The 14,709-nt window shown below is 57.1% G+C and carries 12 protein-coding genes and 1 pseudogene; 10 read left to right on the top strand and 3 right to left on the bottom strand.

Going from position 1 to position 14,709, the window contains the following annotated elements:
- Nucleotides 1-134 (bottom strand): annotated as a pseudogene (locus tag AC3WKX_RS32895) (helix-turn-helix domain-containing protein); the annotation flags it as partial.
- 674 nt (nt 135-808) lie between these two features.
- On the opposite strand from AC3WKX_RS32895, the gene AC3WKX_RS32890 reads away from it, so the two are divergent.
- The 4 genes from AC3WKX_RS32890 to AC3WKX_RS32875 all read left to right on the top strand — a co-directional run bounded on the left by AC3WKX_RS32890 (nt 809) and on the right by AC3WKX_RS32875 (nt 4,087).
- Entirely contained in the window at nt 809-1,903 is a 1,095-nt protein-coding gene (locus AC3WKX_RS32890; protein ID WP_102606364.1) for a D-alanine--D-alanine ligase family protein, read from the top strand.
- An 11-nt stretch (nt 1,904-1,914) separates the two neighbouring features.
- Nucleotides 1,915-2,625 (top strand): aspartate/glutamate racemase family protein, encoded by a 711-nt coding sequence (locus AC3WKX_RS32885; RefSeq protein WP_003219167.1) that lies wholly within the window; start codon nt 1,915-1,917, stop codon nt 2,623-2,625.
- A 4-nt stretch (nt 2,626-2,629) separates the two neighbouring features.
- Nucleotides 2,630-3,475, top strand: a complete 846-nt coding sequence (locus tag AC3WKX_RS32880) for a hypothetical protein (protein ID WP_143495486.1) — start codon at nt 2,630-2,632, stop codon at nt 3,473-3,475.
- Between the two features lie 129 nt (nt 3,476-3,604).
- Nucleotides 3,605-4,087 carry a cysteine peptidase family C39 domain-containing protein gene (locus AC3WKX_RS32875; RefSeq protein ID WP_003219163.1) on the top strand — a complete coding sequence of 161 codons (483 nt, stop codon included), beginning with the start codon at nt 3,605-3,607 and terminating at the stop codon, nt 4,085-4,087.
- Nucleotides 4,088-4,155: 68 nt separating this feature from the next.
- On the opposite strand, the gene AC3WKX_RS32870 is transcribed toward AC3WKX_RS32875, so the two are convergent.
- Entirely contained in the window at nt 4,156-6,021 is a 1,866-nt protein-coding gene (locus AC3WKX_RS32870; RefSeq protein WP_003219161.1) for a sigma-54-dependent Fis family transcriptional regulator, read from the bottom strand.
- Nucleotides 6,022-6,331: 310 nt separating this feature from the next.
- Here AC3WKX_RS32870 and AC3WKX_RS32865 point away from each other — a divergent pair, with 310 nt between their 5' ends.
- The 3 genes from AC3WKX_RS32865 to AC3WKX_RS32855 are packed head-to-tail and all read left to right on the top strand — an operon-like array spanning nt 6,332 to nt 9,462.
- Complete coding sequence (locus AC3WKX_RS32865; RefSeq protein WP_102606365.1) at nt 6,332-7,309, top strand: thiamine pyrophosphate-dependent dehydrogenase E1 component subunit alpha; 978 nt, start codon at nt 6,332-6,334, stop codon at nt 7,307-7,309.
- Between the two features lie 39 nt (nt 7,310-7,348).
- Nucleotides 7,349-8,368: an alpha-ketoacid dehydrogenase subunit beta gene (locus AC3WKX_RS32860; protein ID WP_102606366.1), complete on the top strand. Its 1,020-nt coding sequence runs from the start codon at nt 7,349-7,351 to the stop codon at nt 8,366-8,368.
- On the top strand, nt 8,365-9,462 hold the full coding sequence (locus AC3WKX_RS32855) for an acetoin dehydrogenase dihydrolipoyllysine-residue acetyltransferase subunit (protein WP_102606367.1): 1,098 nt from the start codon (nt 8,365-8,367) through the stop codon (nt 9,460-9,462). Before AC3WKX_RS32860 ends, AC3WKX_RS32855 begins: the two co-directional genes overlap by 4 nt.
- Before the next feature lie 141 nt (nt 9,463-9,603).
- Here AC3WKX_RS32855 and AC3WKX_RS32850 read toward each other — a convergent pair whose 3' ends face one another.
- A complete protein-coding gene (locus AC3WKX_RS32850) occupies nt 9,604-10,506 on the bottom strand; it encodes a helix-turn-helix domain-containing protein (RefSeq protein WP_102606368.1) in 903 nt (300 codons plus the stop codon).
- A 140-nt stretch (nt 10,507-10,646) separates the two neighbouring features.
- Here AC3WKX_RS32850 and AC3WKX_RS32845 point away from each other — a divergent pair, with 140 nt between their 5' ends.
- The 3 genes from AC3WKX_RS32845 (at nt 10,647) to AC3WKX_RS32835 (ending at nt 14,539) form a co-directional block, all read left to right on the top strand.
- Nucleotides 10,647-12,005: a glutamine synthetase family protein gene (locus tag AC3WKX_RS32845; RefSeq protein ID WP_003219154.1), complete on the top strand. Its 1,359-nt coding sequence runs from the start codon at nt 10,647-10,649 to the stop codon at nt 12,003-12,005.
- Nucleotides 12,006-12,155: 150 nt separating this feature from the next.
- A complete protein-coding gene (locus AC3WKX_RS32840) occupies nt 12,156-13,244 on the top strand; it encodes a polyamine ABC transporter substrate-binding protein (protein ID WP_003219153.1) in 1,089 nt (362 codons plus the stop codon).
- Complete coding sequence (locus AC3WKX_RS32835; RefSeq protein WP_102606369.1) at nt 13,241-14,539, top strand: NAD(P)/FAD-dependent oxidoreductase; 1,299 nt, start codon at nt 13,241-13,243, stop codon at nt 14,537-14,539. Before AC3WKX_RS32840 ends, AC3WKX_RS32835 begins: the two co-directional genes overlap by 4 nt.
- The last annotated feature ends 170 nt before the right edge of the window (nt 14,540-14,709 follow it).

The following is a 14,709-nucleotide window of genomic DNA, read 5'->3' as shown; positions in this document are numbered from 1 at the left end:
ATACCCAGCTGGTTAACCCGCCGATACAAGGTCGCCCTGGAAATCCCCAACGCCTGCGCCGCCGCCAGCGGCTTCCATCGATGCCGAATCAACGCATCCAGCACCCGTTGCCGCTCCGGGCTCACGCTTTCCTGCTCTTCAACCGCAACCGCTTCATCGGGACATCTACCGATTGAATCACCTCTCACAAATCGCGCAGACATAGGCGGCGCGTGTAAGTACGCTCGCACAAAAAATATATAAGGATCAATTGAAGCTCTTTGGTGGATGTATCATCTCTGATTCTGCGAAAGTTCCGTAGGACACTACTATTGTGCCTGTAGGGGTAATGTTATCTGTTGGTGAGTAAGTTGGCCTGAAAGTTGAATTTTTATGTGATTTATCAATTGCTTTTACTTTATTTTTTTTACGTATACGGCTGATTTATAAGAGTAATTTTCTGTTGTGGTGTGGGTGGGCTTGGTTTTTTTCAAAAAAACTTCACATCTGAAGGGGTTGCATCAAGTGTTGTTTCATTGTTTTATATTTGTGCCTTCTGCTTTATATAAGTTCCAAGATTTATCTGGTACTGGTTCTTCTGAAGGTTCTTCGCCAGTTTATTTTTATCAGTATTGAGGATTTTTTTGAATGCATGGTGGTGCTTCTTTTGAATTGTACTTCGCGATATTGATTGAATGATTTTGATAGGCCGAAATGCTTCGCCGGTTTTTAAGCTTGAGTTGCTACGTGATCAAATTTCGTTCTGATTGGTTTGCGCGGGAGCCTTGGCTATTGAGGATTTATTGTCGGCTTCCATGGAGGAAATAAAATGGGTGCTCTTAGTGTTTCGAGTAATATGGTTGAAGTGTCATTGATTTTTGGAGGGATGTCGCCGGAGCACGCCGCATCTAGGGAGTCCTTCAGCTATGTATATGATCAGTTGTGTACTGAAAATTGTGGTGTGTGTATAAATCATGTTTATTATGTTGATTCTGATAATTATGTTAGTTTTTATGATTTTGACAGAAGTTGGCACTCTCGTGACTATATGGTCTCAAAGAATGCAGTGGATTATGCGACTTTCGCAAAGCATGTATTAGGTGCCAATGGTTATATCGTTAATCTTTTGCATGGTAATTATGGGGAAGATGGGCATATTCAAGGTTTGGCTAATATTGTTGGTCTTCGTGGTACTTTTGGGCCAGTTTTGCCGTCAAGTTTGGCAATGAGCAAAATTCACATGCAGTGCTACGTATCAGGGTCGCAAAGTACTATAAAAGTACCTGCGACGTTAACGTTAACAGACGCTAAGTCTTGTTCGGCAGTCGCGGAGATAAAAAATCTCTTTGATGGGCTTAAAGTAGTCGTTAAGCCTAACTCATTGGGGGCGTCTTTGTTTACTGAGCGATATACGGTTTCCGATATTGAAATATCTATAATAGAAGATAATCTGCGCGCTATATTCAAATATGACGAAAGAGCTTTGATTCAAGAGTTTGTTGAGGGTCAAGAGTATTCTATAGGATGCATAAGGCTTAATCAAAAAGTCGTTGTCTTACCAGCCATTAGAATTGATACAAAGAGAGGCTTTTTTGGACATGAGGAGAAGCACCGGATTGGTAGCGCTGATGAGGTCCTGATGGAGGAGGATACTGTGGAGATCCTGCATGTGAAGCGTGTTTCTCGGGACTTATTTGATGAGTTAGGTTTTTCACATATGTGCCGTTTTGATTACATTTTAACTCCAAGTGGTGATGTGTATTTTTTAGAGGCCAATCCAATCCCTGGGCTGATGCGTAATAGTATTCTTCCAAAAATGTTGAATGGATATGGGCTTTCCTTGGCAGATATGATACTTAACTTTGTCTCTCAGGATGATATGAAGGTTATGAGGCTTTCTAAAGTTGACTACACGATAGATTAAGGAGCAATGGCATGGAACGCATTGGTTTGATTGGAGGTGTAAGTTGGGTTTCTACAATGGAGTATTATCGTAGGTTCAATCTGATCGCGCAGGAAGCAGGTGGGCACAAATCGGCGGATCTTATGGTGTTTAGTCTAGATTTTAGTAAAATCCTAAAGTGTCAACAAGAAGATGATTTTAAAGGTGAGTTTGAGATTCTGTTAAGTGCGGCGATTAAGTTGGAGTGTGCGGGGGTAACCAAGATATTAATATGTTCCAATACCACTAGTAAGACTTGCGACTTGCTCAAAAATAAGATTTCCATTCCGGTTATAAATGTCATAGATGCAACGATTTCCGCGGTTAAGGCCTCTGGATTCAAAAAAGTAGGATTGCTGGGGACCAAGTATGTGATGGAACGTGGTTTTTATGTCGATAGATTTGGAGTGGAAGATATTGAGGTTTCTTTGCCGGAGGCGCATCTCCGTTATGCTGTCCATGCCGCGATTTATGATGACTTGTGTCTACATAATTTTTCCAAGAAAGCCAAGAGCGCGGTCTATCGAGCGATGGATAATCTGATTGATCAGGGTGTAGAAAGTTTAATATTGGGGTGTACTGAGTTGCCTTTGATTGTCGATGAACGATCAGAATATGGCGGGGTTGATTTGATTGACTCAATTGATGTGCATATTGCGGCGGCTTTAGGTCGCCAGAGAGTTTCAAGAGGCTTAGGGGGCTAGTTAATTGAGCTTCGTTCAAGGGTTAGCATTTCTGTCGATACTATTATGTGTTACTTTGAGAACTCTGTTCTTTCGAAGTGTAGCGAGTAAAGCTCTTCCAAAAACTACTGCTTGGGCGATTGGGTCTGGAACTACCTGTATTTGTTTATTGTTGTTTCCTATTGCTTGGGTAACTGGGCTGGCGAATACGGATATGCTCCTGAATGCGTCGGGAGCGATAGCGGGGCTAACTAAGGGGGGCTTGCTTACGATGCTCCTTGTTGTCCAGCAACAGATAATTGGCCGTAGCGTTTCTGCCACGGCATATATTTTTCCGATTGCAATCGGTGCGATAGTTTTTTTGGAGTATTGGCTTTTTGGTAGTCAGATATCAGGGCAGGGCATACTTTCAGTACTCGTTCTTTTTATAGGGGGGATTTGTTTTGTGATTTTTGGTCATCTGAGTTTTATGCCTCGGATTGATAAATTTAGATTCTATTTTATGATTCTCGCCGTAATAGGATTTGCTGGATGTGACAAGGTTGGAATACCAGCGTCTGGTTGGTACGTATATTTACTATATGTCGGAATTGGCAATTGGGTGTCCGCGCGATTTTTTATATATGAGAAGTCTGGAATGAGATTTGGTTTGTGGGTGATGATCGCGTTGGGATGGACCATTCCTGAGTTAATTTTTAATTTTGCGCTGGCGGGGACTCTACCAGTTAGCTATGGATATTTAGCAATTTCGATGAGAGTTCCATTGCTTATGATCGTCGCCTATTTCTTATATAAAGAAGGGCGTGCAAAATCCCAAATTTTCTTTGGGGCTATCGCTTTTTTAGGAACCGTTCCACTTTTTATTAAATGAGGTGTGTTTATGGTCGCATGTGTTCCTTATTTCTGCCAATGGGAATCCCGACTTTTGGCTGCCGATATAATTTCTGGCGAGAAGACGGTTTCTGAGGATCCGCTTTGGATAAACTCTGGAGCCCGATGCGTGGATGAGTATGCATTGTGGGCTAATCACGTATGTGGCATGGCCTGCCTTAAGATGCTTCTTGCCGCCAAGACGGGTCTCGTTCACTCAACGTTCAGCCTTCTGGAAAAGGCGTTGGCCTACGGAGCCTACGTAGTCGATGGCGAAAGTATCCATGGGATGATTTATGCGCCGGCGATTGAGATGTTAAATAAAGAATTTGGTCTGAAGGCACAGATTGTCACCGGTATCTCTGCGGAGGAGATCAAGCCGATGTTTACTGACGGTCATTTCTTTATTGCGTCTGTGCACCCTTCTATTCGATGGCCTGAGCAAGAGCCGCCAAAGAAAGGAGGTCATCTTGTATTGGTAACAGACGCAACTGATGACTTCCTGAAGTTTCATAACCCATCGGGTCATAACTCACATTCGCAGGAAAACGTCGTCATGAATGCTGAGTCCTTCGGAAGGTACTTTGCGGGTCGAGGAGTCTTAATTAGATAAGAGTAGAAGTGGTTTTTGATAACGCCTGTCTGGGGTAGGCAGCTATAAGCTGCCATTCGATGGGCTTGTCAGTGTTTTCCGGGCATGTCGATACCCAGCTGGTTAACCCGCCGATACAAGGTCGCCCTGGAAATCCCCAACGCCTGCGCCGCCGCCAGCGGCTTCCAGCGATGCCGAATCAGTGCGTCCAGCACCAACTGCCGTTCCGGGCTGACGCTTTCCGATGTTTCCACCGCAACCGCGTCACCACGAACTTCCACCGGCAAATCCGCCAGTTGAATCGTCCCGCCGTCGCACACCGCACACGCATACGCCAACACATGCCGCAGTTGCCGCACATTCCCCGGCCAGGCATAACCCAGCAGCGACTCCAGCGCCGCTGCCGCGATCCCGACCGCAACACCGCTGTGCCGCGCCTCCTGCTCCAGAAGCCGATTGATCAATGCCAGTTTGTCCATGCGCTCGCGCAATGGCGGCACACAGAACCGCGCACAGCCCAACCGGAAATACAAATCCTCGCGAAAGCTTCCAGCACTCACCAGCGCCGCCAAGTCCCGATGGCTGGCGCAGATCACCTGGATATCCACCGCCCGGGTTTTTGCCCCGCCCAGCGGCGCCACTTCACCTTCGGCCATTACCCGCAGCAGTCGCGTCTGCAACGCCAGCGGCATGTCGCCGATCTCGTCGAGAAACAACGTGCCGCCATCGGCCTGCAACAGCAGCCCGGTCATGCCCTTGCTGGAGGCACCGGTAAATGCCCCGGCCACGTAGCCGAACAGTTCGCTCTCGATCAGGTTTTCCGGGATCGCCGCGCAGTTTACCGCCACAAAGGGGCCGTCGCGACGGGCGCTGCGTTCATGCAACTGGCGGGCAAACACTTCCTTGCCGGCGCCGGTTTCGCCCTGGACCAGCACCGGCAGGTTGCGGTCCTTGACCCGCACGGCCAGGCGCAGATGTTCTTCTACTCGCGGGTCTACCTGATGACTCGAAGACACCGTCGCACGTGCAGCCTTACGCCGCGGCGCGCTGACCCGTACCTGCAACGCCCCCGGCTCGCCGAGCCAATGCAACTGCTGCGTCGATTGATCGGTCACGGCGCGCAACGCGTCCAGGTCAAACACTTCGCCGATATGCTCCGGCAATTGCCCGAAGCGCAACCTCAGGGCCTGCCGCGCCTTGCTGTTCAAGGCTTGCAGCCGCCCATCCTGATCCCACGCCAGCAGCATGTCCGGCTGGCTGTCGACGTAACCGGGCGTGCTGTGGGCCTGCAACACCCAATGTTGCCGGGCGCTGTGCATGAAAAACGCATTCTCGATGGCCCGCGCGCTTTGCGCCACCATCTGCCGCACCAGGTGCTGGCTGCGCCGGTCATCCGGCGATTTGAGGGCGGAGGCGTCCATCACGCCCAGCAGGTTGCCCTGGGGATCAAAGATGGGTGCGGCAGAGCAGGTCAGGCCGATAAACGCCGCACGAAAGTGGTCGCGCTTGTGCACGGTGACCGCGGCCTTGCTGGTCAGCACCGTGGCCACGCCGCAGGTGCCTTCCTCGGCTTCCGACCAGCAGGTGCCCAGGTACAGGCCGGCCTTGCGGCAGTCGTTGCGAATGCCGGCGTCCACGCGGTGGTCGATGGTCTGGCCCTGGGCGTCGGTGAGCATCACGCAGTAATCGGCGTGGCGCACCCGGTTGTGAATCTGCCCGACTTCCTCACTGGCGATGCGCATGAACAGCTCGGCGCGTTCGCGGCATTCCTTGAGCAGGGTGCTGGTGAGGATGCGCGGCCCTTGCAGGGAACCGGGGTCGAGGTGGTGCTGCTCCATGGAGCGGCGCCAGGAATCAAAAATCAGCGACGGCACCGGAGCCTGGGGCAGGCGGTCGGCGTTGCGTACCACGCGGCTGACACAGTCGACATGGTCCTTGGAGTTCACGGCGAGCATTGAAGCCTCCGGTTCTCGATCCTTGTTGTTATGCCCGCCATTAAGCGCCCATGGGCCGGGAGGAACAAGGCCGGCCTGACCAACTGCCCGAGGTGAGACGCAGCGTCTCATTGCGCCGCAGACGCTGCGGGCAGGTTGCAACGGCGCGTCTCATTGAACGGTCCACAGTGGCACGTCCACGCTTCCAGGCAACTGCTCTGGGTCAAGGCTTTCCCGGGTTTTCCAGCGGATTGGCACAGGCCGTGCTGAGTGCCTTGCAGCTGGCCTGATCCAGCCTTTTGTGTGTCGAGACAACCTGGAGAACAACAAGATGTCCACTCACCTGTCCACCGATCAACTGCTCCATGCCTACACCGTGATGCGCACCATCCGTGATTTCGAAGAACGCCTGCACGTGGAATTCGCCACCGGCGAGATTCCCGGTTTCGTGCATTTGTATGCCGGCCAGGAGGCCAGCGCCGCCGGGGTCATGGCCCACCTCAACGATGAAGATTGCATCGCGTCCAACCACCGTGGCCACGGCCATTGCATCGCCAAGGGTGTGGACGTGTTCGGCATGGTGGCCGAGATCTACGGCAAGAAAACCGGGGTGTGCGGCGGCAAGGGCGGCTCCATGCACATCGCCGACCAGGAGAAGGGCATGCTCGGCGCCAACGGCATTGTGGGTGCCGGGGCGCCGCTGGCGGCCGGTGCGGCCCTGGCGGCCAAGCTCAAGGGCAGCGCGGGGGTGGCGGTCGCGTTTTTCGGCGACGGCGGCTCCAACGAGGGGGCGGTGTTCGAAGCGATGAACCTGGCCTCGATCATGAACCTGCCGTGCCTGTTCGTGGCCGAGAACAACGGTTATGCCGAAGCCACCGGGTCCGGCTGGTCGGTGGCCTGCAAGGACATTGCCGAGCGTGCCGTGGGTTTTGGCATGCCGGGGGTGATTGTCGACGGCAACGACTTTTTTGCCGTGCACGCCGCCCTCGGCGTCGCGGTAGAGCGTGCCCGCAGCGGTAAAGGGCCGACGCTGGTGGAGGTCAAACTGAGCCGTTTCTACGGCCACTTCGAAGGCGATGCGCAAACCTATCGCGGCCCGGACGAAGTGAAAAACCTGCGGGAAACCGGCGACTGCCTGAGCCTGTTTCGCCAGCGCTGCACCGCCGAAGGCTGGCTCGACGCGGCTCAGTTCGAACGCATCGACACCGAAGTCGCGCAGCTGATCGAAGACGCCGTGCGCCTGGCCAAGTCCGATCCCAAACCCCAGGCCGCCGACCTGCTGAGCGATGTCTACGTCGCCTACCGCTAACCGCCACCCACTACAAAAACAATCCGTGGAGAAGTCATCATGGCTAGAAAAATCAGCTATCAGCAGGCAATCAACGAAGCCCTGGCCCAGGAAATGCGCCGCGACCAGAGCGTGTTCATCATCGGCCAGGATGTGTCCGGCGGCACCGGTTCGCCCGGTGAACAGGACGCCTGGGGTGGCGTGCTCGGCGTCACCAAGGGGCTGTATCCGGAGTTCCCCGACCGCGTGCTCGACGCGCCACTTTCCGAGGTCGGTTATGTGGGCATGGCCGTCGGTGCAGCCACCCGTGGCATGCGCCCGGTGTGCGAGTTGATGTTCGTCGACTTTATCGGCTGCTGCCTCGACCAGTTGCTCAACCAGGCGGCGAAGTTTCGCTATATGTTCGGTGGCAAGACCACCACGCCGCTGGTGGTGCGCGCCATGTACGGCGCCGGCCTGCGTGCGGCGGCCCAGCATTCGCAGATGCTCACCTCAATGTGGACGCATATTCCCGGGCTCAAGGTGGTGTGCCCGGCCACGCCCTATGACGCCAAGGGCATGCTGATCCAGGCGATCCGCGACAACGACCCGGTGATTTTTCTCGAACACAAAATGCTCTACAGCCTCCAGGGCGAAGTGCCGGAAGAGCTGTACACCGTGCCGTTCGGCGAAGCCAACTACGTGCGTGAAGGCAACGATGTAACCCTGGTGACCTACGGGCGCATGGTGCACACCGCCCTGGAAGCCGCAGCCAATCTGGCGCGCCAGGGTATCGACTGCGAAGTGTTGGACCTGCGCACCACCAGCCCGCTGGACGAAGACAGCATCCTTGAAAGCGTGGAGAAAACCGGGCGCCTGGTGGTGATCGACGAGTCCAACCCACGTTGCTCGATTGCCACGGACATCAGTGCATTGGTGGCGCAACGGGCGTTCGGCTTCCTGCGCGCGCCGATCGAAATGGTCACCGCGCCTCACACGCCGGTGCCGTTCTCCGATGCCCTGGAGGACCTGTACATCCCCAACGCGGCGAAGATCGAAGCTGCGGTGCTGAAGATTGCCGACAAGAGGAATGCCGCATGATCCATACACTGACCATGCCCAAGTGGGGGCTGTCGATGACCGAGGGCCGGGTTGATGTCTGGCTCAAGCAGCCGGGCGACCGGGTGGAGAAGGGTGAAGAGGTGCTGGATGTCGAGACCGACAAGATTTCCAGCAGTGTCGAGGCACCCTTCAGCGGGGTGCTGCGGCGGGTGTTGGCCCAGAGCGATGAGACATTGCCCGTGGGGGCATTGCTGGCAATCGTGGTGGAAGGCGAGGCCAGCGAGGCCGAGATTGATGGGGTGATCGAGGCGTTCCAGGCGGGGTTCGTTTCCAGTGCCGCCGAGGCTGAAGCCAGCGGGCCATCGGCACAGAAGGTCGAGGTGGGCGGGCGCCTGCTGCGCTATCTGGACCTCGGGGAGGGCGGCACACCGCTGGTGCTGGTGCACGGCTTTGGTGGCGACCTGAATAACTGGCTGTTCAATCACCCGGTGCTCGCGGCTGAGCGGCGGGTGATCGCCCTGGATTTGCCGGGGCATGGCGAGTCGGGCAAGTACCTGCAAACGGGCGAGCTTGAGGAGCTGAGCCAGGCGGTATTGGCACTGCTGGATTATCTGAAGGTTGACCGGGTACACCTCGCCGGGCATTCCATGGGCGGGCTGGTTTCCCTGAACCTCGCGCGGGTGGCACCGCAGCGTGTGGCGTCGTTGACCCTGATCGCCAGCGCTGGGTTGGGTACGCAGATCAACAGTGACTACCTGCAAGGTTTTATCGACGCGAGCAATCGCAATGCACTCAAGCCGCAACTGGTGCAACTGTTCAGCGATCCGGCGCTGGTGACTCGGCAGATGCTGGAAGACATGCTCAAGTTCAAGCGCCTGGAGGGTGTGGAGCAGGCGTTGCGGCAGATCACCGGAGCGTTGTTCAGCGGTGGTCGGCAATTGGTGGATTTGCGCAGTGTGGTGGGGCAGCAGCCGAGCCTGGTGATCTGGGGCAGTGAGGACGCAATCATCCCGGCGAGCCATGCCCAGGGGCTGGAGGCTCAGGTGGAGATACTGCCGGGGCAGGGGCATATGGTGCAGCTGGAGGCAGCGGAGCGGGTGAATCAGTTGATGCTGGCGTTTCTTCGGAGCTGATCGTTCCCACGCTCCGCGTGGGAACGATCTTCAAATGTGGGAGCGGGCTTGCTCGCGAAGGCGGTGTATCAGTGCCAGATTTATTGACTGACCCACCGCATTCGCGAGCAAGCCCGCTCCCACACAAGCCCGCTCCTACATTTACCTCTGGCGCTTCAGGGTCTCGCTGGGCAACTCCTGAAACAACGCCCGATAACTGTTGGAAAACCGCCCCAAATGCCAGAACGACCAATTCATCGCCACCTCCGCCACGGTGGTGTCCACTGACGGCGGGTTCAACAACTCCCGCCGTGCACTGTTCAACCGGCGCAACCGCAACCACTGCGCCGGGCTCATCCCTGTATACGTCTTGAACCCGTGCTGCAACTGGCGCAACGGCACCCCGGCAATGCGCGCCAGTTGCAGCAGGTTGACGGTTTCATCCGGCACATCCGCCGCCCATTCGCCAATGCGCGCCATGATGATTCGCTCCTCGGTGCGTCGCTGCAATGAGCCCTTGTCGAGGCACACGCAGGCGTTGTCGAGGATGAACAGGCAATCGTCGAGCAACTGTTGCGTGAGGGCATCACGACTCGGCAGGTCCAGCGTCGCCGACAGCCGTGTCAGCGTGCCGCTGAGCCAGCGGCTGAACAACGGGTTTTGCAGGGAGTTGAGCGGGGCCATGAACAACCCCTCCAGCTTCGCCACATCCAGACCATGGCGCTGGACAAACTGCGGCCCGAACACCACTGCCACTTCGCGGTAGTTTTCCGGGGTGATCCAGGTGTTGCGGCTTTCGCCATTGAGCACGTACAGCGCGTTGTCGCTGCCATCGAAACAGAACGCCAGGGAACCCGGCGGCGCGTTGAAGTTCTGCTCCACCCGGGTGTTCATCCGCTCTTCGTACACCTCGACACCTTGCAGGTCGAGGTAGCGGATCTGCCCGGCGAAATGCCCTGGGGACATCTGCTGGTACTGCTGCACCCAACCGGGTGTCGCACTGCATTGAGCGGCCACATCACCGGTGGTGAAGGCCTGTACGCGCAAAGCTGTTGCCTGTGTCATGGGTAACCTGGGCGCACTCTATTGGTGCGTTGTGGTTGGCGCAAAGTGGATAGATGCCGTTGGACGGCTGGCCCAAGATAGACCTCAATGCGCCGCGAGGGAAGCCCGCGGCGCAGCATCCAACCCATGACGAGGTCCTTATGAACGCCCCCTTCGATCAGCTGTCCGCCTGGCTGAAAGAACACAAGATTACCGAAGTCGAATGCGTGATCAGTGATTTGACTGGCATCGCACGCGGCAAGATTTCGCCCACCAACAAGTTCCTGCATGAGCGAGGCATGCGCCTGCCGGAAAGTGTGTTGCTGCAAACGGTAACCGGGGACTTTGTCGACGACGATATCTACTACGACCTGCTGGACCCGGCCGACATCGACATGATCTGCCGCCCGGTGTCCAACGCCACCTACGTGGTGCCATGGGCCATCGAGCCCACCGCCATCGTGATCCACGACACCTTCGACAAGCAGGGCAACCCCATCGAACTGTCGCCGCGCAACGTGCTGAAAAAGGTCCTGCAACTCTATACCGACCAGGGCTGGCAGCCGATTGTCGCGCCGGAGATGGAGTTCTACCTGACCCAGCGCTGCGAAGACCCGGACCTGCCGCTGAAGACCCCGCTGGGCCGTTCCGGTCGCGCCGAAAGTGGCCGCCAGTCGTTCTCCATCGACGCTGCCAACGAGTTCGACCCGCTGTTCGAAGACGTCTACGACTGGTGCGAAGCCCAGGGCCTGGACCTCGACACGCTGATCCATGAAGACGGCCCGGCGCAGATGGAAATCAACTTCCGCCACGGCGACGCCCTGGACCTGGCCGACCAGATCACCGTGTTCAAACGCACCCTGCGCGAGGCTGCACTCAAGCACAACGTGGCGGCCACCTTCATGGCCAAACCGGTGGCCGACGAGCCCGGCAGCGCCATGCACCTGCACCAGAGCGTGGTGGAGATCGCCACCGGCAAGCAGGTGTTTGTCGATGAGCACGGCAACAAGAGCCAACTGTTCCTCAACCACATCGGCGGCCTGCAGAAGTACATCCCCAAGCTGCTGCCGATGTTTGCGCCTAACGTCAACTCGTTCCGCCGCTTCCTGCCGGACACCTCGGCACCGGTCAACGTCGAGTGGGGCGAAGAAAACCGCACCGTTGGCCTGCGTGTACCGAGTTCCAGCCCCGACGCCATGCGCGTGGAAAACCGTCTGCCGGGCGCCGACGCCAACCCGTACCTGGCCATCGCCGCCAGCCTGCTGTGCGGCTACCTCGGCATGATCGAAAAGGTCGAGCCCAGCGCCCCGGTGGAAGGCCGTGCCTACGAACGCCGCAACCTGAGGCTGCCGATCACCATCGAAGACGCCCTGGCGCGCATGGAAGAGTGCGACACCGTCAAGCAGTACCTGGGGGACAAGTTTGTGCGCGGCTACGTCGCGGTCAAGCGCGCCGAACACGAGAACTTCAAGCGAGTCATCAGCTCCTGGGAACGTGAATTCCTGCTGCTGAGCGTCTGACGACTCGTCCGTAGTTTAGCGAGGCTGCCGTCGGGCCCACCGCAATTGTGTCTGATACATCGCTACGCAGCCTCGCCAAGGCTCGACAGCTGCTACGGGCAGAATGGCTGGATGAATACATAAAAATCAATCAAGCAAAGGGGTGTCGATATGCGTCTGGTGAAAAAGCTTCTCCCGCTGGCCTTGGCGGCATTGTTCAGCAGCGCGGGTCATGCCGCGCAGACGGTCAGTGTGTACAACTGGACCGACTACATCGGTGAGACCACCTTGGCCGACTTCCAGGCCAAGACCGGGATCAAGGTGATCTACGACGTGTTCGACTCCAACGAAACCCTGGAAGGCAAACTGCTCGCCGGCCGTACCGGCTACGATGTGGTGGTGCCGTCCAACCACTTCCTGGCGCGCCAGGTAAAGGCCGGCGCGTTCCTCAAGCTGGACCGTTCGCAGCTACCCAACTTCAAGAACCTCGACCCCAAGCTGCTCAAGCTGCTGGAGAAAAACGACCCGGGCAACGAGCATTCGGTGCCGTACCTATGGGGCACCAACGGCATCGGCTATAACGTGGACAAGGTCAAGCAGGTGTTGGGCATCGACCATATTGACTCGTGGGCCGTGCTGTTTGAACCGGAGAACATCAAGAAGCTCCACGAGTGCGGCGTAGCATTCCTCGACTCGGCGGATGAACTGTTCCCGGCGATCCTCAACTACATGGGCAAGGACCCGCGCAGCGAGAATCCCGAAGACTACAAACAGGCCGAGGCCAAGCTGCTGACCCTGCGGCCGTACATCACTTATTTCCATTCCTCCAAGTACATCTCGGACCTGGCCAACGGTGATATCTGCGTCGCCTTCGGTTATTCCGGCGACGTGTTCCAGGCGGCCAACCGCGCCAAGGAAGCCAAGAACGGCGTGAACATCGCCTACTCGATCCCCAAGGAAGGCAGCAACCTGTGGTTCGACCTGCTGGCCATCCCGGCGGACGCCGCCAACCCGAAAGCCGCCCACGCCTTCATCAACTACTTGCTGGACCCTGAAGTGATCGCCAAGGTCAGCGCCAGCGTCGGCTACGCCAACCCGAACCCGGCGGCCAAGGCCTTCATGGCCCCCGAGCTGGTGAACAACCCCGAGATCTACCCGTCCCAGGAAGTGCTCGACAAACTCTACATTTCCACCACCCCGACGCCCGCCGTCATGCGCTTGATGACGCGGTCCTGGAGCAAAGTGAAGACCAACAAATGAACCGTTCCTCCTCCGACCACGCTCGTTCCTATTACCTGGCTTCGGCCAACACCATGCCCCGGCGCCCAGCGCTGGGGGCTGACCTGATCGCCGATGTGTGTGTGATCGGCGGTGGGTTCACCGGGGTCAACACCGCCATCGAACTGGCCCAGCGCGGGCTGTCGGTGATCCTGCTGGAGGCCCGGCGGATTGGCTGGGGCGCCAGCGGGCGCAATGGCGGGCAGTTGATTCGCGGGATTGGGCATGACGTATCGGGCTTTGCCAGGTACGTGGGGGAGGAGGGCGTGCGTTACCTGCAGCAGGCCGGGATCGATTCGGTGGCGTTGGTGGGCGAGCGGATTCGCGAGCACGGGATTGACTGTGATTTGCGCTGGGGGTTTTGCGAGTTGGCGAATACGCCGGCGCAGTTTGCGGCGTTTCAGGGGGAGCTGGAGAGCCTGGCTGCCTTGGGGTATGCGCCTGAAACACGGTTGGTGGCATCGCAGGATATGGCGCAGGTGGTTGGCTCAGGCTTGTATGCGGGTGGCTTGGTGGACATGGGCTCCGGGCATCTGCACCCGTTGAACCTGGTGCTGGGGGAGGCTGGTGTGGCCGAATCCCTTGGGGTGCGGATCTTTGAAGACAGCCCGGTGCTGGAGTTGATCCATGGCGACACGGTGCAGGTGCGTTGCGCGTCCGGCACCGTGCGCGCCGGTAACCTGGTGCTGGCGTGCAATGCGCATCTGGAGGAATTGGAGTCGAAGTTGAGCGGCAAGGTGCTGCCAGCGGGGAGCTACATCATTGCGACCGAGCCGCTGTCGGTTGGGGTGGCTGATCAGTTGATTCCGCAGAACCTGGCGTTGTGTGATCAGAAAGTGGGGTTGGATTATTACCGCCTTTCGGCGGATCGGCGGTTGTTGTTTGGGGGGGCTTGTCATTATTCGGGGCGTGATCCGGTGGATATCGCGGGGTATATGCGGCCGAAGATGCTCAAGGTTTTTCCGCAGTTGGCGAATACCGCGATTGAGTTTCAGTGGGGGGGGAAGATCGGTATCACCGCCAATCGCTTTCCCCAGGTGGGGCGCCTGAAGCAGCATCCGAATGTGTTCTATGCCCAGGGGTATTCGGGGCATGGGTTGAACGTGACTCACTGGTGTGCGCGGTTGTTGGCTGAGGGGATTCAGGCTGGGCAGAGCCGGGGGTTGGATATTTTCAGCCAGGTGCCGCATATGACTTTCCCGGGGGGTAAGGTGTTGCGTTCGCCGCTGCTGGCGTTGGGGATGTTGTGGTATCGGGTGCGGGAGATGGTGGGGTGATTGATTGTGTACATATCCGTTTCTTCGGTAACGGCCACCTAGGGTTTCGCTCTTACAGCGAGTCACTTTGCAAAAGCGGCAAAGTAACCAAAGCGCTCTGCCCCGCCTGTCGGCACCTCGCCTAGGCTCGGTGTTCCCTCACTCCGGCATTGCTCCGCGGGCCGCCGCGA

The organism is Pseudomonas sp. GP01-A4 (genome assembly GCF_058780865.1).
This window is presented reverse-complemented; position numbering and strand designations above follow the sequence as displayed.